Origin of the sequence: Shewanella sp. POL2 (assembly GCF_000282755.1) — a bacterium.
Taxonomy (GTDB): Bacteria; Pseudomonadota; Gammaproteobacteria; order Enterobacterales; family Shewanellaceae; genus Shewanella; species Shewanella xiamenensis.
Map to the genome: position 1 here is coordinate 13,028 of NZ_AKZL01000055.1, position 17,043 is coordinate 30,070.

The window sequence follows — 17,043 nt, forward strand, 5'->3', positions numbered from 1 at the left end:
AGGATGCTCCTGCTAAAGCGATGCCAATCTCCTAGTGATTTTGACTGCTAGATATTAAACATAAGGTGATTTGTGGTGAATATATCCGTAATGCAATGGATTAAACTAGCCTCTTTAGCATTGAGTTTAACCCTAATGCTACCAGCTTATGCGTGGCAGGATACAGATCAAGATGGCGTGCCCGATATTAAAGATGCCTGCCCCAACACAACCGCTAACACTAGGGTGATGGCAAATGGCTGTATTTATGAAGTCGAAGCCACGGCCACTAATATTAAATGTAATCTCAATGACCCCAGCACCTATTCAGCTCCTGATTGTCATCATATTGAGACAGCCATTGTATATTTTGAGTTTGCGATAGCAGAGGTAGATTTATCGCAGTGGAAAGCATTAGCCTTAGTCAAAGCATTTTTAGAGTCAAATACTGATGTTCATTTAATCTTGGTTGGGCACACAGATATTGTCGGCACACCTGAGTTTAATTATCAGTTATCACTTCAACGTGCGCAAAATGTGAAACAAATTTTGGTTGAAGACTATGGATTCAACCCAAATCGCTTTACCGTTGTCGGTAAAGGTATATCTGAACCAGTAGCAGATAATCGTTCCAGCGAAGGTCGCAGATTAAATCGACGAGTACAATTTTTCGTCAATAATAAGTAGTTTTGTTAGCGTATTTTTAGGGAGTAATTTAATGGAAAACCTTGAAGGCTTATTAAAGCAGGCTCCAGATCTGATCATGACCTATGGAGTGAAGATCTTATTTGCCCTTGTTATCTTTTTTGTCGGTAAATATTTTTCCGGCGTTGCGCAAAAGGTAGTGCGAAAGCTACTCAACAGCCGCAAAGTTGATCCAACGGTGGTCTCTTTTGTAGCCAACTTATCGTGGGCTGTTGTGTTTGTCTTCACCATTATCGCCACCTTAGGCCAAATTGGTGTGCAAACCGCATCTTTAGTCGCGGTTATCGGTGCCGCCGGTTTAGCGATAGGTTTAGCGCTGCAAGGATCATTATCTAACTTTGCTTCAGGCGTGTTAATGGTGTTATTCCGCCCATGTCGCGTGGGTGACTATATTGAAGCTGCTGGTATTGCAGGCACTGTTGATGAAATCACCATTTTCTCAACTAAATTACGCACGCCAGATAATAAGGTTATCGTTGCGCCCAACTCTTCAATCATGAATGGCACGATCACCAACTACTCTGCCTTAGAAAATCGTCGTATCGATTTAGTCATTGGCGTGTCTTATTCTGCGGATATTGCCCAGACTAAAAAAGTTTTAACCGAGATTTTAGATAACAACCAATATGTGCTGAAAGAACCGGGTTACACCGTGGGTCTGTCTGAACTAGCAAATTCTTCAATTAACTTTGTAGTTCGTCCTTGGGTAAAAACGGCGGATTACTGGACAGCTCGTTTCGAGATTTTAGAACAAATCAAAAATGCGCTTGATGCAGCCAATATTGAAATTCCATTTCCACAAATGGATATTCATGTAAAACAACTGCCCGAGAGCAAATAATCAGCAGTGATATTAGAAGGCCGGTGAAAACCGGCCTTTTTTATGGTGATAAGTCGGATTTTGGCGTACCTTAACCAAATATGCACACATATCTGAGTAAGAGAGAGAATATGCCAAAGTATGTTTCATTTCTGGCCGCTGGCTGTGTTTTTAGTTTAATGCTGCTCAGCCCTATGGCGATTGCTAGCAATAAAACCCAAGTAATGATGGGTGAAAAGACTGTCACCCTAGAAGGAAAATTACCTCAACTTGAGCAAATGGCCCCAAGATTTAAAGTCGTTGATGATAAATTCAATCCAATCAACTTAACCGACTTTAAGGGAAAAACCATCCTGATTAGTGCAGTGCCTAGCTTGGATACGGGTGTTTGTGCGCTACAAACTAAACGCTTTAATAGCGAGGTCAGCCACTTTTCTGATGATGTCGTCATGCTAACCATCAGCACGGATTTACCTTTCGCGCAAAAACGTTTTTGTAAAGTTGAGAATGTCGAAAATATTAAAGTGTTATCAGATTCTGTTTGGCGTGATTTTGGCGAGAAGTATGGTCTGTTAATTGAAGATTATGGCTTACTTGCACGGGCGATTTTCATCGTCGATGCCGAAGGTAAACTCAAGTACCAAGAATTAGTACCCAACATTGCCCAGCATCCAAACTATGATGCCGCGCTAGAGGCGCTAAAAACCATTCAAGCACAGTAATAAGCATAAAAATAGGGCATTTAATGCCCTATTTTTTATTAGTGCGTATGTTGGTCGCCGTTGGCTTGATAGTCGAAGGTAGGCATAGACCAATGATAGCGTAATGCTAACATTCGCCAGCTAAATCCAAAACTTAAGCAAATTAATAGATTAATCCACTCAGCCAATTGATAGGCTTTTAGCGTGATATATAACCCCGCCGTAAAGAGTGAGATTACCGCATAGAGCTCTTTCTTAAAAATCAAAGGCACTTGATTACAAAGAATATCGCGAATAACACCACCAAAAACACCGGTAACCAATCCCATAACGACCGCAATAGTTGGACTAAAACCAAGCGTCAGAGTCTTTTGCGCGCCAACAATTGAGAATACAGCTAAGCCTAAGGCATCGATTGCCAAAAACAGCTTAGACAAATAACGCATAACTGGCGCAATCGCGACAGTTAACAAAGATGCAAATGCAATCGCAATTAGATAGTGGACATTCTCGACCCAAATCAAAGGGTAATTTCCAAGTAACATATCTCGTAAGGTGCCGCCACCAATAGCGGTAGCACAACCGATAATGACTACGCCGAATAAATCCATCTGCTTACGGCCAGCGGCTAATGCCCCAGTCATGGCCTCAGCCAAAATCCCAATCAGCCATAATAATCCGATAAATTGCGCTTCTTGCATTTAAACTACTTATTACCCATGCATAAAAAACGGATTTTGCCTGATAATCCACGGGCTGGATAATGAGATTATTTAAATTTTGTCATTAGAATATTTAATCTATTGATACCATTTATGTATTAGTCATTTCTAACTTTCAATATCACGCTACACTACACTCCTTAAATAACAATAAATTAACTAACAGACAGTTGCCAGCCGCATTCAATTAAGCTTATTTTTTGATAAGTTTTAATAAAGTATAATCAATTAAACTTTGAAATTTTGTAGAAAACTCAACATCACGTCATTCAAGCCTAAATTTTGGCCATAAAAAAGCGGCCTAATAGCCGCTTTTTTAGACGAAAAGTAAATTATTTGTTTTCAGGTTTCGGAGGATAATTCGCCATGACACTTCCAACGGCATCATTGATGAGCTGGACTCTTTCAGAAGGAGTATTTTTATCACGAATGGTGTCAGCCACCGAACCACGCCATATTAACTTAGCTGTTTTATTATCAACTAAATCAATGATCAACGTACCAACTTCGTATTCTCTCACCGTGGTTTGAGTTTGCATGTTGCCACCCCATCCCCAACCAGGACCATAGTAAGGGTTATAGCCAAAGTTGGTATTGAAAGTATCTACATTAATCTTTTTGTCGATTTTAGTCAGATAGTTAACTAGGACATCAGCGTCTTTTGCATCGACTAACGTCATGCCCTTAGCAGAAAGTTGTGCATTAACTGCATCACGCACTCGCTGATCCATCAGACCATCGAGATGATAACCTGAAGCATCAGTCTTTTGTGCTACCCAAGCATAGGTTTTGTATTGAGAGAAATTGGCACTGGGATCATAGTCCCAACCAGACTTAAGAGAACTACAAGCACTCAAGGCCAGCACTGCTAACCCTACGATAAAATTTTTCATGGTGATTTCCTTGGATTTCGTAAAGAACACAAATGAGCCGATAAATAAATTTAGCTTACAGAGCAATGGCCGATTCTACAACTCAATATAATGAAAAAGCAGAGCGTTATTCAGCTTGACTTCAGCAATCGCTTTAAATGATAATGATTATCACTTAAAGCGATTAAGGGATAAATAACATGTACTGGTTCATTAGCGCATTGATTGTTGCATCAGCAATTTTCTGGCTAGCGCCACAAAAAGCCTCAATCGACACCAATAACAATAAACTCACGCCTCATCTCCCGATGATGTTATTGTTTTTGCCTTTGATTGTAATGAGTTGGCTGATATTCGAAGCTGTATCAAATGGTGCAGACTACACCACTATTGCCGCATTTGGTTTTGTTGCCACAGCCTGTTTAATTGCACTTCCCAAATTACATCGTTTTATTATGCCCTGCGCCCTACTCACCGCATTGGCATTAATCGCTATGGTTTTGCAGCATCTATAAATTCCGTTTGAAAACATGCTACTTCCCTGCAAAGAGCTAGCATTTACCTTCGGCCACTTTCAGTCTCTGTCTGTGGCCTTTTTTTACCTCTACTTTTTACCTCCACGAAGCATTATGAATTTGATAGACTTAAGCAGTTTACATTCAGATAAAAGATGACTTATGAGAGTAGATCCCAACGTTTCCTTAGTATACAGCACTGATAAAGGTCGCATTACTGCCGAACCAGAAGCAAAAGCACTCCCCGCATCCGATGGCATTGTGCGTATCCACAGAGACAGCAAAGGCCGTAAAGGTAAAGGTGTCTCGGTCATTTCAGGCCTAGGGCTTGACGATACTGGCCTAAAAGCACTAGCACAAACACTTAAAAAACAATGTGGTTGTGGTGGGACGGTTAAAGATTTCACGATCGAAGTGCAAACCGATAACCGTGAACTACTCAAACAGTTGCTTGAAAAACAAAACTATAAAGTCAAATTAGCCGGCGGTTGATACGCCACGATCCTAAGTAGCTGGATTTTATCTATCGATCAATGCATATGGGCTGAACGGAGCATTTAATGGAGAGTTTGCAGAACCATTTTTTAATCGCCATGCCATCACTCGATGACACTTTTTTTGAGCGCACCGTCATCTATTTATGTGAGCACGATGAAAAAGGCGCCATGGGACTAGTGATTAATAAACCGCTGGGCATTGAAGTTAACTCATTGCTCGAGCAGATGGATCTCCCAACAGAGCAAGTGTCTGCCGATTTTGCAATGGGAGCGCAAGTCTTAATGGGCGGGCCAGTCTCCCAAGATAGAGGTTTTGTACTACATACTTCCCAACCCTATTGGGCCAATAGTACGGAATTAGGCTCGGGACTGATGCTTACCACATCTCGAGACGTATTAACCGCTATAGGCAGTAAGCGCTCACCAGATAAGTTTCTCGTAGCATTAGGTTATGCTGGCTGGAGTAAAAATCAGTTAGAGCAAGAGCTTGCCGATAACTCTTGGCTTACGATCCCCGCTGATCACACCTTACTCTTTGAAGTAAACCACGAAGATAGATGGCAACAAGCTAGCCGTTCACTGGGATTTGAGGCTTGGCAACTTTCAACACAGGCAGGCCACGCTTAATCTCACTTTATTTAACGAGTTAATATCAGATGAATACTAAAACCGTGTTAGGTTTTGATTTTGGGACAAAAAGCATCGGCGTTGCCGTAGGGCAACAAATTACCGCCAGCGCAACACCACTGTTATCCCTCAAAGCCGTTGATGGAATTCCGAATTGGGATGAGATCGCAAAACTCATCCAAGAATGGCAACCCGATTTAGTCGTCGTGGGTTTACCGCTCAACATGGATGGCACAGAACAAGAAATGACCCACAGAGCAAGAAAATTTGCCAACCGACTAAACGCTAAGTTTGGGGTCAAAATTGTCACTCAGGATGAAAGACTCACTACCACAGATGCAAAAGCTAGGCTATTTGAACTCGGCGGCTTCAAAGCCCTCACCAAAGGTCAAGTTGATGCTGTGTCAGCCGTATTGATTGTCGAAAGCTATTTTGAAAATCATTTCGGCGAATAATAAGCAATAAAACAAAAGGATAGCCTGAGCTATCCTTTTTTATCTCAACTGTTATAAAGCTTACAGATAGGGTTTAACCAAGCTCGCCATCATGCTGATATGGTCATCATTATCATTTAGCGCTGGAATATAACGGAACTTCTCCCCCCCAGCATGAGTAAAGATATGGCCATTTTCGCCCACGATCTCTTCTAACGTCTCTAAACAATCGGCACTAAATGCTGGACACACAATCGCAACATCACGCACACCTTGACTCGGCAGAGCCGCCATCGTCGCATCCGTATAAGGCTGTAACCACTTAGCTTTACCAAAACGTGACTGGAATGTAATCGCAAATTCATCTTTGGCCAAACCCAATTGCTCAGCCACAAGACGAGTGGTCTTCATGCAAAAACAATAATAGGGGTCACCCAGATGAAGATTACGCTCAGGCATACCATGGTAAGACAGCACTAACTTTTGTGGCTTGCCATGTTTGTCAAAATCGGCACGAATCGAATTGACTAATGCAGCAATAAACTCAGGGTTATCGTGATAAGTATGAATAAAATGCAGCGAGGGCAAATAGCGCCATTGACAAAGTTCCTTGGCAATAGCGTCAAAAGCGGAACCCGTTGTCGGCGCAGCATATTGGGGATATAAGGGTAAAACAACTATCTTATCAATCCCTTGCTTATGCATATCCTTTAACGTGTTTGCCACTGAAGGGTTTCCATAGCGCATAGCTAAGTGAACCGACACTGGATAACCATCGGCGGTTAATTTATCGGACAATTTAGCCGTTTGCCGCAAACTGATATCCATCAGTGGCGACCCAGCTTCTGTCCACACCTTTTGATAAAGTGCCGCGGACTTTGCTGGGCGAACGCGCAGCACTATGCCATGTAAAATCAGCATCCAGAGGAGTTTTGGAATTTCTACCACCCGAGGGTCGGATAAAAACTCTGCAAGGTAACGCCTTACGGCCGATGCCGTTGGCGCATCTGGCGTGCCAAGGTTAAGTAACAACACACCCACTTTGCCACGCGTTGCGTGGCCCATCTCTTTTGATAATCCTGAAAACCTAGCCAAAGTAGCCTCTTAAAATTTGTAAATGAATAAATTGGGCATTAAAGCACGGATTCTATTGCCTGCTTAAGCTCGGCACTATCGGGTTTAACCTTAGAATTAAATTGCTGCACAGTATTGCCATCGCCACTCACTACATATTTGTAGAAATTCCACTTGGGTGAGCCAGCTTTATCGCCTAAGTATTTGAATACACTGTTAGCATCACTACCTCGGACGGGAGACGTCGCGAGCATGGTGAAGGTGACACCATAGTTGATGTAGCACACCTTAGCCGTGTCTTTTTCATCATTCTCCTCTTGGAAAAAATCATCCGAAGGGAAACCAATTACCACTAACCCTTTATCTTTATATTGTTGATAGAGTGCTTCTAAGGCTTTAAATTGCGGCGTATAACCACAATTACTGGCGGTATTGACCAGCAGCACAGGCTTACCCTGAGTGAGCTCACATAAGTTAACGCTCTGTTCTGAGTGCAATTTACGCACTTCAACATCAAGGTAGCTTGGGCATGTTGCCGCCAAAGCGCTGGTGCTCATCGAGCTAGTCAAGATAAATAGCGGGAGTTTCATCATAATGTCCTTCTTATTCAATGATCCAAGATAGGCGAACTTATTCTTATTACGTCACTTGCTACGGTAAAGATCATATTGAATAAAAAAATAAAAGCTACAAGGAGTTATCGATTGCTTTAGCTGATAAAAAAGCAGCTCAATCGAGCTGCTTTAACACACGACAAAATAGGATTAATCCATATCCAAGGTCACGCCTTCCATAAAGCTCGAACTGGCGGGTTCTTTATTTTGCAATTTAATCATTAACCGCAAGTCGTTGGGTGAGTCAGCATGGTGAAGCGCGTCGGCATAACTGATCTCCCCATCGACATAGAGCTGTAACAGTGCTTGGTCAAAGGTCTGCATGCCCTGCTCATTCGATTTGGCCATGGTTTCTTTGAGCAAATGCAGCTCGTTTTTAGCAATCAAACTCGCGACACGTGGCGTATTGATCAAGACTTCAATCGCCGCCCGGCGCCCTGTGCCATCAACTTTAGCCACCAGCTGCTGCGCCACAATACCGCGCAGGTTGAGTGACAAATCGAATAATAGCTGTTGATGTTTACTCTCTGGCACTAAGTGCATAATCCGGTCTAATGCTTGGTTAGCATTGTTAGCATGCAGTGTCGCCATACAGAGGTGACCCGTTTCGGCGAAGGAAAGCGCAAACTCCATGGTTTCTTGAGTACGGATCTCACCAATCAAAATCACATCGGGCGCCTGACGCAGCGAACTCTTCAGCGCCGCATCAAAGGACTCTGTATCTATCCCCACTTCACGTTGAGTGATGATGCTTTTGCGATGGTCGTGCACAAATTCTACCGGGTCTTCGATGGTGAGGATATGACCACGGGCATGGGCATTACGATAACCCACTAACGCCGCCAAGGAGGTCGACTTACCGGTTCCCGTTCCCCCAACCATGATGATAAGACCACGTTTACTCATCACCAGATCTTTTAAAATCGGTGGCAGTTTTAAGTCTTCCACCTCAGGGATTTTGGTCTCAATCCGGCGCATCACGCATCCTGGAGATTCACGCTGCCAGAATGCACTCACGCGAAAACGACCTAACTCCTTCACTGCAAAAGCAAAGTTACACTCGCGAGTCGTGTGAAACTCCTTCTTTTGTGCCTCGGTCATCACGGACTCGACAAAATCCAAAGACTGCGCGGGCGTGAAGGCACTCTCGGCTAATGGGCGTAACTCACCATCAATTTTGGCACTCGGCGGAAAACCTGCGGTAATAAACAAGTCAGAGGCCTTACGCTCTACCATGACTTTTAAAAACGGACGAACATCCATCATAAATCCTTAAAATGTCGCTTGTTTATTTGAACTCTTCGCCATGGCATCCTCACGGGTGATGAGACCACGGTTGACTAAGTTTTGCAGACACTGTTCAAGCGTTTGCATGCCATGGGCCATCCCCGTTTGAATAGCTGAGTACATCTGCGCCACTTTATCTTCACGGATAAGGTTACGGATGGCGGGCGTTCCCATCATAATTTCGTGGGCAGCCACACGGCCACCACCGATTTTCTTAATCAGAGTTTGCGAAATAACCGCCTGTAATGATTCAGACAACATGGTACGCACCATGTCCTTTTCACCGGCAGGGAACACGTCAACCACACGGTCGATGGTCTTAGCCGCCGAGGTGGTGTGCAAGGTACCAAAAACTAAGTGGCCCGTTTCGGCAGCCGTCATCGCCAGACGAATGGTTTCAAGGTCACGCATCTCACCGACGAGGATAACGTCAGGGTCTTCACGCAGTGCACTACGTAGCGCCGCGTTAAAGCTGTGGGTATGACGATGCACTTCCCGTTGGTTAATCAAACATTGCTTATTCTGGTGAACGAATTCGATAGGATCTTCAATGGTTAAGATATGGTCGTGGCGGTTCTCATTGATGTAATCCACCATGGCCGCAAGTGTGGTACTCTTACCCGAACCAGTAGGGCCAGTGACTAACACTAAGCCACGGGGAAAACTGGCGATTTTTTTAAAAATTTCAGGCGCACCTAGCTGCTCAAGTGACAATATATCACTAGGAATGGTACGAAATACCGCCGCCGCGCCGCGGGATTGGTTAAAAGCGTTCACACGGAAACGCGCTAAATTAGGGACTTCGAACGAAAAGTCGATTTCTAAATGCTCTTCAAAGTCCTTACGCTGTTTATCATTCATAATGTCGTACACAAGGCTGTGTACACCCTGATGATCGAGCGCGGGCAGGTTAATTTTTCTCACTTCACCGTCGACACGGATCATGGGAGATATCCCTGCAGAGAGGTGTAGATCCGAGGCTTTGTGTTTTACACTAAAGGCTAATAACTCAGTGATTTCCATAGTTTGGGATATCCTTGCAACCAGATAATTACATCATGACAACAATAGCAGACAGACTCGCCCTCGCCCAGAGCAGGATCGCGCAAGCGGCGCAAAAATGCGCACGCCTACCTCACAGTATTCGCTTACTTGCCGTCAGTAAGACTAAACCGATTGAAGATATTATAGCAGCCTATGATGCGGGCCAGCGTTGCTTTGGCGAGAACTATGTTCAAGAAGGTGTGACAAAAATTGAGGCGCTAAAGGGCACGCACCCTGATATTGAATGGCATTTTATTGGGCCACTGCAATCCAATAAAACCGCCTTAGTCGCCCAACATTTCGATTGGATGCACACCCTCTCGCGGGAGAAAATTGCCCAGCGCCTCAATGAGCAGCGCCCAGCGCACCTTACGCCGTTAAATGTCTGTATTCAAATCAATATCAGTGATGAAGATACAAAATCCGGTATCGATGCCGAGCAGATGCTGCCGCTGGCCGATAGCATCAGCCAATTACCCCATTTACAACTGCGGGGCTTAATGGCAATTCCCAGTGCCATCAATGACATCGCGCAGCAGACACGCGAACTCAGCGAGCTTAAGCAGTTATTCGATACGCTAAAGCAGCATTATCCCGAGGTAGATACTCTCTCCATGGGCATGAGCAATGATTTAGACGTCGCAATTGAGTGCGGCTCAACCATGGTACGTATCGGCAGCGCCATCTTTGGTGAACGGGATTACGGTGCAAAAGAGACCACCAGCAATTAGTCAGTACGGGTTAAACCGTCATCATTGACGCTAAGGGAAATCACCGAGATAGCCAAAGGTGTGCCAGCAAAATCGGCTTTAGCCTTGTTTTTAGTGACTAAAGCCCAAATACTGTTAGAGAACATTAAATAGAAATTTTTATCCGGCCTAATAACGCTAATTCAATGATATTAATGCTGAATGTTATCCACTCAGCCTAGGCCAGACATTATGGGGTACACATGAGTCAACAAAAAATCTGCTTTATCGGTGCGGGCAATATGACCCGTAGTATTATCAGCGGCTTAATTCGCAGCGGCTACCCTGCTGCGCTAGTGCAAGCCACCAATCCTAGCCAAGGTAAACTCGATGCCCTCGCCGCCGACTTTGGTGTGCGTGTATCCCAAGACAATGTTAGCGCCGCCCAAGATGCCGATGTCATCGTATTATCCGTTAAACCGCAGTTGATGGAACAAGTCTGCCAAGCACTGCAAGGCATTGATATGTCTAACAAGCTTGTGATTACCATTGCAGCGGGCATCAAAGCAAGCCGCTATAGCGAATATCTGGCTCAACCCATCACGCTGGTTCGTACTATGCCAAACACGCCAATGCAAATCGGTGTCGGTATGACAGGTCTCTACGCGCCGCAGCCCCTCTCTGATGCCCAACAAGCCATTGCCGAGCGCTTGATGTCTAGCGGTGGTGAAATTGTGTGGGTGAATGAGGAATCTGAGATTAATCAAGTTATTGCCCTTGCTGGTAGCTCACCTGCCTATTTCTTCCTGCTCATGGAGTCTATGATTGATGCAGGCAAGCAAATGGGTATGGATGAAGCCAAAGCCAGAAGCTTAGTACAGCAAGCAGCCCTCGGTGCTGCTATGATGGCAAAGCAAAATCCTGAGCTTACGCTGGGTAATTTACGGGAGAATGTCACCTCTAAGGGCGGCACAACGGCGCAAGCTATCGCCACATTCGAAGCGGCGGATCTTCGTAGTGTGGTCAAAAATGCAATGGAAAACTGCATCAAACGTGCAGAAGAAATGGCCAATACTTTTTGATCCAGCAGTTGCTGGGTGACTTGCTAACTTTTAACGCGGGCGTTTTTAATCGGACTCATATAGGCAGAAATCTCGATGAATGCATTAACCTTTTTGATCAGCACACTCTTCGATTTGTATTTGATGGTGGTGATATTACGGATCTGGCTCCCCTTGGCCCGTGCCGATTTTTATAATCCCTTCAGTCAATTTGTGGTCAAAGCCACACACCCGTTGATCGCACCTATGCGTCGATTAATTCCTTCAATGGGAAGATTCGATACCTCTTCTTTTGTGCTCGCCCTATTAGTTGTGATGGTTAAAGTGCTGCTGTTAAGCCTTATCGCTGGCGGCGGTATTGATTTAGTGCTGTTCTTTGTATTTGCACTTGTCACTGTCATCAAACAGGCGGGCATTTTACTCTTTTGGATGCTGATCATTCGCGCCATCTTAAGCTGGTTCAATCAAGGCTATAACCCGATTGTGATGATCATGGGACAACTAACAGAGCCCATTTTGGCCCCAGTGCGCCGCATCATTCCGCCAATTGGTGGCTTAGATCTGTCGGTAATGTTGGTGATTATCGGCATGAACTTTATCAACATGCTGTTGGCGCAATACGTACCATTTTGGGCCGTGATTTAATGAGCGCAGTCATAATGCAGCAAGGCGACTTGCTGCTTAATTTGTATATTCAACCTAAAGCGAGTCGCGATCAGATAGTCGGGCTACACGGTGATGAGTTAAAGGTTGCCATTACCGCCCCGCCAATTGATGGCAAAGCCAATGCTCATTTAAGTAAATATTTAGCCAAAGCCTTTAAAGTCCCTAAAAGTGATGTTCACATCCTTAAGGGCGAATTAGGACGCCATAAACAGGTACGCATCAGTGCCCCCAAAAACGTCCCCGCAGAAATCGCGACCCTGCTCGAATAAACACAGCGTTGGAAGTCTAAGTTCAGAGACATATAATCAAGCAATCCCTCATACTAAGGTACAACATCATGTTACGTAATCTCCTTATTATGCTCGCCTTAACCGCAAGCCTGTGTGGCGCAGCTAATGCCGAGCAAAAAGAAACTGTCGGTAATTTCGATATTCATTACATGGCGCTGGGCAGCACCTTTTTAACACCCAGTATTGCGAAAACCTATGGCATCGAACGTAGTAGCTACAGAGGCATCATTAACATTGCTGTATTAGATACAAGTGAAGCAGGCTCTCCCGCAGTGCCCGTTGAAATCACCGGCGTGGCCAATAACCTACTCGATGCGCGTATCGATCTGAAATTTAGAGAAATCCGTGAAGGTGAGGCTATTTACTACATCGCAGAAGTGCCTTACCGCGACGATCAAGAAATCAATTTCAACATCGCCATCAAGTATAGGAACCAGCTGAATACTAACCTACAGTTTAAACAAAAGTTCTACGTCGAATAATCTCAGCCTCACAGGCAGGACGATACCAATTATCGTCCTGCCTTTTTCTGTCCTTTACCGCTCAGCTTGGGTATCATTGCCGCCGTAAACATCGCTCAATGAAATAGGTACCCCATGCAACAAATCGTCCTCGCCAGTGGCAATAAAGGTAAACTTGCCGAATTCGATCAAATGCTCGCCGCCTACGGCGTAAAAGTGCTGCCACAAAGCCAATTTAACGTTAGCGAAGTGGCCGAAACGGGCACCACCTTTGTCGAAAACGCCATTATCAAAGCCAGACATGCGGCACAAATTACTGGACTTGCCGCCATTGCCGATGACTCGGGATTAGAAGTCGATTTACTCCAAGGTGCACCGGGCATCTACTCTGCGCGCTATGCGGGGGAGAATGCCAAGGATCAAGACAATGTGTTAAAACTCTTAGACACATTAAAGGATAATCCTGCGCCGCGTACGGCCAGATTCCAATGCGTTTTAGTCTATATGCGCCATGCGAAAGACCCAACGCCCATCATTTGCCAAGCCGCGTGGGAAGGCCAAATCGATTTCGTACAACGGGGTGACAACGGCCATGGTTACGATCCGATTTTTATTCCAGAACACCATGATTGCAGCGCAGCCCAAATGAGCAGTGACGAGAAAAATGCCTTGAGTCACCGTGGTAAAGCGTTAGTGCAACTGATTGCTGCCATGCAGGAAAAAGGCGTATTTACCGACGGGAACGCCCAATAATGTCAGTAACCGTGCCACCTGAGTTAACCCTGCCGCCATTGAGCTTATACATCCATATCCCTTGGTGTGTACAAAAATGTCCTTACTGTGACTTTAACTCCCATGGGCAAAATGGCGAATTACCCCAGCAGGCCTATGTGGATGCGCTGCTAGCGGACTTACGCCAAGACTTGCACTTAGTACAGGGCCGTAAGCTACACACTATTTTTATTGGTGGTGGAACACCGTCTCTATTTGATGCCAATCAAATCAAACGGATATTGGATGGCGCCAACTCGCTAATTCCCTTTAGTGACGATATTGAAATCACCATGGAGGCCAACCCTGGTACCCTAGAGCACGATGACTTTAGTGCCTACCGCGCCGCTGGGGTCACTCGGTTATCGATTGGGGTACAAAGCTTTTCTAAGGATAAGCTTAATCTGCTGGGGCGAATTCACGATCAAAACGAAGCCCAAACCGCCGCCCAAAAAGCCAGCCAAGCGGGTTATTTAAGTTTTAATTTGGATTTGATGCATGGACTTCCGAATCAAAGTTTCACCGAAGCCATGGCAGATATCGATACCGCAGCCGCACTCAATCCTCCGCATTTGTCTTGGTATCAATTGACGATTGAGCCCAATACCCTGTTTCACTCCAAGCCACCGCAACTGCCCGACGATGAAGATCTCTGGCAGATCTACGAACAAGGGCAACAAAAGTTAGCGGCACTCGGTTATGAGCAGTATGAAATCTCGGCCTATGCCAAACCTGGCTATCAGTGCCGGCATAACCTTAACTATTGGCAGTTCGGCGATTATTTAGGTATAGGCTGCGGTGCCCATGGCAAAGTGACCTTACCTGAAGAAAATCGCATCATTCGTACGGTCAAAATTAAACACCCTAAAGGTTATTTAGCGGCCAGCAACTATACCTTCGAACAAACTGAAGTCGCTCAAGAAGATCGCGCCCTCGAATACTTGATGAATCGTCTGCGCCTAATGACGCCAATCCCTAAACAAGAGTTTGAAGACAGAACCGGTTTACACCGAGACACCTTAAAGGATGGGATGGAAAAGGCCAAACAACGGGGTTTACTCACCGAATCGGCTGAACATTGGCAATTAACCAGTAAAGGTCACATGTTTGTGAATGATTTACTGACGCAATTTTGTTAATTCACTGATTAAATTTCCCGTATAAATAATGTGTTAGCCTAGGTTTCTCGATGAAGCATCTTTTATGGCTAACACATTTTCTAACATTTATATTCATACATTTTCCCCCTGCTTCTTTAGAATTGCCTGAACATTGTTAAGGAAGCCTGATCATGCCAATAAAAACGAACATCAGCTTAGTCGCATTTACTCTCTCCGCCCTGCTTGCACTGCCTTCCTATGCAGTGCCCAGCTTAAATGACTCACATAATGTAACCAGTACCAGTGTTGCAGCCCAAAGCGAGTCAGAAAAAGCCAACGCCTTGTTTGAAGCCATCTTCATGGAAAACATCATGGCAAGCCCAATTGCGCAAACCTATATGGGCATTAAGCAGGACTATGATAAGTGGGATGACATTGGCGACGAGGCGGATGCCCGTGAATTGGCGCGCACTAAGAAACAACTGGCCGAAGTGAATCAACTGGATGCGAGTAAGCTTGACCCACAAACTCGCCTAAGCCTGACATTACTCACCCAAAACCTGAATAACGAAATTAAAGACTATCAGTGGCGTTACCATAACTACCCAGTAAATCAGATGCATGGTGGCCACTCGATGATCGCCTCCTTCCTGATTAATCAACACCAGATCACCGATGTCAGCGATGCAAAGGCCTATATCAGCCGCTTAAATGGCGTGCCCAAACGCTTAAGCCAACTGCAACAGGCGCTAGAGATTCGTGCAGATAAAGGTATTATTGCGCCTAAATTTGTGTTCGGTTACGTGATTTCTGACAGCCAAAACATCATTAAAGGCGCCCCCTTCGATAAAGGCGAAGACAGTGCACTGTTGGCGGATTTTCGCAAAAAAGTGAATGCACTCAGCATCTCCGAAGCAGAAAAAGCCCAACTTATTGCCGATGCTGAAAAAGCACTAGTCTCGCAAGTTGAGCCCGCATACAAGACGCTTATCGCCTATATCAAAACCTTAGAAGCCAAGGCCGATACCCGCGATGGGGTTTGGAAACTCCCCGACGGCGAGGCGTTTTATAACAATGCCCTTGCACGCACGACCACTACCCACATGACAGCGGATGAAATCCATCAACTTGGTCTTGCCGAAGTGGAACGCATCCATAATGAAATGCGCGCCATTATGAAAAAGGTGAATTTTAACGGCACCTTACAAGAGTTCTTCACCTTTATGCGCGATGATCCACAGTTCTATTATCCAAATACCGCCGAAGGCAAGGCGGCATATTTAGCCGATGCAACCAAGCTTATCGATAATATGCGCTCACGCTTGGATGAAGTCTTTAAGGTCAAGCCAAAGGCTGCCATGATAGTCAAACAGGTTGAAGCCTTTAGGGAAAAATCCGCGGGTAAAGCCTTCTATGAACAACCTGCGCCCGATGGCTCTCGCCCTGGCAGCTACTATGCCAACCTCTACGATATGAAGGCCATGCCTAAATACCAGATGGAAGCACTGGCTTACCACGAAGGGATCCCAGGCCACCATATGCAAATCGCAATCTCCCAGGAGCTAAAGGATATTCCTAAGTTCCGTAAGTTCGGTGGCTATACCGCCTATATCGAAGGTTGGGGGCTCTACAGTGAGTCTTTCCCGAAAGAAATGGGCTTATATGCCGATCCATACTCCGATTTTGGTCGACTGGCGATGGAGTTATGGCGAGCTTGCCGTTTAGTGGTCGATACCGGGATCCACGCTAAGCAATGGACCCGCGAACAAGGGATTGCTTATTACGTCGATAATACCCCTAACGCAAAATCCGATGCGAAGAAAATGGTGGAGCGTCATATCGTTATGCCATCGCAAGCCACAGCCTATAAAGTTGGGATGATTAAGTTACTCGAACTGAGACACAAGGCGGAAAAACAACTGGGTGATAAGTTTGATATCCGGGATTTCCATACTTTAGTCTTGGCAAATGGCGCGCTGCCTTTGGATGTGCTGGAAGAGCAAGTCGATCAATGGATTGCCAGTGTTAACAAAGCCTAAGCGTGAAACCTTGGGAGGCTCACGCTAGTCTCCCTTGAACACCGTTGCGAATGAAGTGATTAAATCGCAGCCAAT

At 45.2% G+C, this 17,043-nt stretch carries 22 protein-coding genes; 15 read left to right on the forward strand and 7 right to left on the reverse strand.

Features of this window, described 5'->3' with window-relative positions:
• Positions 1 to 90 precede the first annotated feature (90 nt).
• The 3 genes from SHEWPOL2_RS14690 to tpx all read left to right on the forward strand — a co-directional run bounded on the left by SHEWPOL2_RS14690 (position 91) and on the right by tpx (position 2,226).
• Positions 91 to 666: an OmpA family protein gene (locus SHEWPOL2_RS14690; protein WP_037429417.1), complete on the forward strand. Its 576-nt coding sequence runs from the start codon at positions 91 to 93 to the stop codon at positions 664 to 666.
• 31 nt (positions 667 to 697) lie between these two features.
• A complete protein-coding gene (locus SHEWPOL2_RS14695; protein ID WP_037420742.1) occupies positions 698 to 1,525 on the forward strand; it encodes a mechanosensitive ion channel domain-containing protein in 828 nt (275 codons plus the stop codon).
• A gap of 110 nt (positions 1,526 to 1,635) precedes the next feature.
• Complete coding sequence (gene tpx, locus SHEWPOL2_RS14700) at positions 1,636 to 2,226, forward strand: thiol peroxidase (protein WP_037429419.1); 591 nt, start codon at positions 1,636 to 1,638, stop codon at positions 2,224 to 2,226.
• A gap of 38 nt (positions 2,227 to 2,264) precedes the next feature.
• Here the strand turns inward: tpx and SHEWPOL2_RS14705 are convergent, their stop codons facing one another.
• Both SHEWPOL2_RS14705 and SHEWPOL2_RS14710 read right to left on the reverse strand, forming a co-directional pair.
• Positions 2,265 to 2,906 carry a trimeric intracellular cation channel family protein gene (locus SHEWPOL2_RS14705; RefSeq protein WP_037429422.1) on the reverse strand — a complete coding sequence of 214 codons (642 nt, stop codon included), beginning with the start codon at positions 2,904 to 2,906 and terminating at the stop codon, positions 2,265 to 2,267.
• A gap of 353 nt (positions 2,907 to 3,259) precedes the next feature.
• A complete protein-coding gene (locus tag SHEWPOL2_RS14710) occupies positions 3,260 to 3,820 on the reverse strand; it encodes a DUF4136 domain-containing protein (RefSeq protein WP_037420751.1) in 561 nt (186 codons plus the stop codon).
• Between the two features lie 179 nt (positions 3,821 to 3,999).
• Between SHEWPOL2_RS14710 and SHEWPOL2_RS14715 the strand changes: the two genes are divergently transcribed.
• The 4 genes from SHEWPOL2_RS14715 (at position 4,000) to ruvX (ending at position 5,893) form a co-directional block, all read left to right on the forward strand.
• Positions 4,000 to 4,314, forward strand: a complete 315-nt coding sequence (locus SHEWPOL2_RS14715; protein WP_037420754.1) for a hypothetical protein — start codon at positions 4,000 to 4,002, stop codon at positions 4,312 to 4,314.
• A gap of 162 nt (positions 4,315 to 4,476) precedes the next feature.
• A complete protein-coding gene (gene yciH / locus SHEWPOL2_RS14720) occupies positions 4,477 to 4,806 on the forward strand; it encodes a stress response translation initiation inhibitor YciH (RefSeq protein WP_037420757.1) in 330 nt (109 codons plus the stop codon).
• A gap of 68 nt (positions 4,807 to 4,874) precedes the next feature.
• Positions 4,875 to 5,438 (forward strand): YqgE/AlgH family protein, encoded by a 564-nt coding sequence (locus SHEWPOL2_RS14725; RefSeq protein WP_037429424.1) that lies wholly within the window; start codon positions 4,875 to 4,877, stop codon positions 5,436 to 5,438.
• A 29-nt stretch (positions 5,439 to 5,467) separates the two neighbouring features.
• On the forward strand, positions 5,468 to 5,893 hold the full coding sequence (ruvX, locus tag SHEWPOL2_RS14730; protein ID WP_037429426.1) for a Holliday junction resolvase RuvX: 426 nt from the start codon (positions 5,468 to 5,470) through the stop codon (positions 5,891 to 5,893).
• Positions 5,894 to 5,953: 60 nt separating this feature from the next.
• On the opposite strand, the gene hemH is transcribed toward ruvX, so the two are convergent.
• From hemH to SHEWPOL2_RS14750, 4 genes are all read right to left on the reverse strand, one after another.
• A complete protein-coding gene (gene hemH, locus SHEWPOL2_RS14735) occupies positions 5,954 to 6,937 on the reverse strand; it encodes a ferrochelatase (RefSeq protein ID WP_086024055.1) in 984 nt (327 codons plus the stop codon).
• 68 nt (positions 6,938 to 7,005) lie between these two features.
• Positions 7,006 to 7,539, reverse strand: a complete 534-nt coding sequence (locus tag SHEWPOL2_RS14740) for a glutathione peroxidase (protein WP_037429431.1) — start codon at positions 7,537 to 7,539, stop codon at positions 7,006 to 7,008.
• Between the two features lie 171 nt (positions 7,540 to 7,710).
• A complete protein-coding gene (locus SHEWPOL2_RS14745) occupies positions 7,711 to 8,823 on the reverse strand; it encodes a PilT/PilU family type 4a pilus ATPase (RefSeq protein ID WP_037429434.1) in 1,113 nt (370 codons plus the stop codon).
• Between the two features lie 9 nt (positions 8,824 to 8,832).
• Positions 8,833 to 9,870 carry a type IV pilus twitching motility protein PilT gene (locus SHEWPOL2_RS14750; protein WP_023266515.1) on the reverse strand — a complete coding sequence of 346 codons (1,038 nt, stop codon included), beginning with the start codon at positions 9,868 to 9,870 and terminating at the stop codon, positions 8,833 to 8,835.
• A gap of 35 nt (positions 9,871 to 9,905) precedes the next feature.
• Here SHEWPOL2_RS14750 and SHEWPOL2_RS14755 point away from each other — a divergent pair, with 35 nt between their 5' ends.
• The gene (locus tag SHEWPOL2_RS14755) at positions 9,906 to 10,622 is read left to right on the forward strand and encodes a YggS family pyridoxal phosphate-dependent enzyme (RefSeq protein ID WP_037429438.1); all 717 of its coding nucleotides are present in this window, start codon (positions 9,906 to 9,908) and stop codon (positions 10,620 to 10,622) included.
• On the opposite strand, the gene SHEWPOL2_RS23345 is transcribed toward SHEWPOL2_RS14755, so the two are convergent.
• Positions 10,619 to 10,747, reverse strand: a complete 129-nt coding sequence (locus SHEWPOL2_RS23345) for a hypothetical protein (RefSeq protein ID WP_264889417.1) — start codon at positions 10,745 to 10,747, stop codon at positions 10,619 to 10,621. The two genes, SHEWPOL2_RS14755 and SHEWPOL2_RS23345, sit on opposite strands and share 4 nt — an antisense overlap.
• A gap of 96 nt (positions 10,748 to 10,843) precedes the next feature.
• On the opposite strand from SHEWPOL2_RS23345, the gene proC reads away from it, so the two are divergent.
• From proC to SHEWPOL2_RS14790, 7 genes are all read left to right on the forward strand, one after another.
• Positions 10,844 to 11,662, forward strand: a complete 819-nt coding sequence (proC, locus tag SHEWPOL2_RS14760) for a pyrroline-5-carboxylate reductase (RefSeq protein ID WP_037429440.1) — start codon at positions 10,844 to 10,846, stop codon at positions 11,660 to 11,662.
• Positions 11,663 to 11,737: 75 nt separating this feature from the next.
• Positions 11,738 to 12,286, forward strand: a complete 549-nt coding sequence (locus SHEWPOL2_RS14765; protein ID WP_023266519.1) for a YggT family protein — start codon at positions 11,738 to 11,740, stop codon at positions 12,284 to 12,286.
• Positions 12,286 to 12,576 carry a DUF167 family protein YggU gene (gene yggU, locus SHEWPOL2_RS14770; protein ID WP_011621978.1) on the forward strand — a complete coding sequence of 97 codons (291 nt, stop codon included), beginning with the start codon at positions 12,286 to 12,288 and terminating at the stop codon, positions 12,574 to 12,576. Before SHEWPOL2_RS14765 ends, yggU begins: the two co-directional genes overlap by 1 nt.
• Before the next feature lie 68 nt (positions 12,577 to 12,644).
• Positions 12,645 to 13,079 carry a DUF4426 domain-containing protein gene (locus tag SHEWPOL2_RS14775; RefSeq protein WP_037429443.1) on the forward strand — a complete coding sequence of 145 codons (435 nt, stop codon included), beginning with the start codon at positions 12,645 to 12,647 and terminating at the stop codon, positions 13,077 to 13,079.
• A 114-nt stretch (positions 13,080 to 13,193) separates the two neighbouring features.
• Positions 13,194 to 13,811, forward strand: coding sequence for an RdgB/HAM1 family non-canonical purine NTP pyrophosphatase (gene rdgB, locus SHEWPOL2_RS14780; protein ID WP_037420793.1), 618 nt, complete (start codon positions 13,194 to 13,196; stop codon positions 13,809 to 13,811).
• On the forward strand, positions 13,811 to 14,968 hold the full coding sequence (gene hemW, locus SHEWPOL2_RS14785) for a radical SAM family heme chaperone HemW (protein ID WP_037429445.1): 1,158 nt from the start codon (positions 13,811 to 13,813) through the stop codon (positions 14,966 to 14,968). Before rdgB ends, hemW begins: the two co-directional genes overlap by 1 nt.
• Before the next feature lie 152 nt (positions 14,969 to 15,120).
• Positions 15,121 to 16,968 (forward strand): DUF885 domain-containing protein, encoded by a 1,848-nt coding sequence (locus SHEWPOL2_RS14790; protein ID WP_037429447.1) that lies wholly within the window; start codon positions 15,121 to 15,123, stop codon positions 16,966 to 16,968.
• Positions 16,969 to 17,043 lie beyond the last annotated feature (75 nt).

Excerpts from the sequence above, each read along its gene's own strand:
- SHEWPOL2_RS14765 (WP_023266519.1), top strand. The coding sequence starts at position 11,738 with ATGAATGCATTAACCTTTTTGATCAGCACACTCTTCGATTTGTATTTG.
- SHEWPOL2_RS14790 (WP_037429447.1), top strand. The coding sequence starts at position 15,121 with ATGCCAATAAAAACGAACATCAGCTTAGTCGCATTTACTCTCTCCGCC.
- SHEWPOL2_RS14715 (WP_037420754.1), top strand. The coding sequence starts at position 4,000 with ATGTACTGGTTCATTAGCGCATTGATTGTTGCATCAGCAATTTTCTGG.
- hemH (WP_086024055.1), bottom strand. The coding sequence starts at position 6,937 with ATGGGCCACGCAACGCGTGGCAAAGTGGGTGTGTTGTTACTTAACCTT.
- yggU (WP_011621978.1), top strand. The coding sequence starts at position 12,286 with ATGAGCGCAGTCATAATGCAGCAAGGCGACTTGCTGCTTAATTTGTAT.
- ruvX (WP_037429426.1), top strand. The coding sequence starts at position 5,468 with ATGAATACTAAAACCGTGTTAGGTTTTGATTTTGGGACAAAAAGCATC.
- proC (WP_037429440.1), top strand. The coding sequence starts at position 10,844 with ATGAGTCAACAAAAAATCTGCTTTATCGGTGCGGGCAATATGACCCGT.
- SHEWPOL2_RS14745 (WP_037429434.1), bottom strand. The coding sequence starts at position 8,823 with ATGGATGTTCGTCCGTTTTTAAAAGTCATGGTAGAGCGTAAGGCCTCT.
- SHEWPOL2_RS14750 (WP_023266515.1), bottom strand. The coding sequence starts at position 9,870 with ATGGAAATCACTGAGTTATTAGCCTTTAGTGTAAAACACAAAGCCTCG.
- rdgB (WP_037420793.1), top strand. The coding sequence starts at position 13,194 with ATGCAACAAATCGTCCTCGCCAGTGGCAATAAAGGTAAACTTGCCGAA.
- SHEWPOL2_RS14690 (WP_037429417.1), top strand. The coding sequence starts at position 91 with ATGCAATGGATTAAACTAGCCTCTTTAGCATTGAGTTTAACCCTAATG.
- SHEWPOL2_RS14740 (WP_037429431.1), bottom strand. The coding sequence starts at position 7,539 with ATGATGAAACTCCCGCTATTTATCTTGACTAGCTCGATGAGCACCAGC.
- tpx (WP_037429419.1), top strand. The coding sequence starts at position 1,636 with ATGCCAAAGTATGTTTCATTTCTGGCCGCTGGCTGTGTTTTTAGTTTA.
- yciH (WP_037420757.1), top strand. The coding sequence starts at position 4,477 with ATGAGAGTAGATCCCAACGTTTCCTTAGTATACAGCACTGATAAAGGT.
- SHEWPOL2_RS14695 (WP_037420742.1), top strand. The coding sequence starts at position 698 with ATGGAAAACCTTGAAGGCTTATTAAAGCAGGCTCCAGATCTGATCATG.
- SHEWPOL2_RS14710 (WP_037420751.1), bottom strand. The coding sequence starts at position 3,820 with ATGAAAAATTTTATCGTAGGGTTAGCAGTGCTGGCCTTGAGTGCTTGT.
- SHEWPOL2_RS23345 (WP_264889417.1), bottom strand. The coding sequence starts at position 10,747 with ATGTTCTCTAACAGTATTTGGGCTTTAGTCACTAAAAACAAGGCTAAA.
- SHEWPOL2_RS14705 (WP_037429422.1), bottom strand. The coding sequence starts at position 2,906 with ATGCAAGAAGCGCAATTTATCGGATTATTATGGCTGATTGGGATTTTG.
- SHEWPOL2_RS14725 (WP_037429424.1), top strand. The coding sequence starts at position 4,875 with ATGGAGAGTTTGCAGAACCATTTTTTAATCGCCATGCCATCACTCGAT.
- SHEWPOL2_RS14755 (WP_037429438.1), top strand. The coding sequence starts at position 9,906 with ATGACAACAATAGCAGACAGACTCGCCCTCGCCCAGAGCAGGATCGCG.
- hemW (WP_037429445.1), top strand. The coding sequence starts at position 13,811 with ATGTCAGTAACCGTGCCACCTGAGTTAACCCTGCCGCCATTGAGCTTA.
- SHEWPOL2_RS14775 (WP_037429443.1), top strand. The coding sequence starts at position 12,645 with ATGTTACGTAATCTCCTTATTATGCTCGCCTTAACCGCAAGCCTGTGT.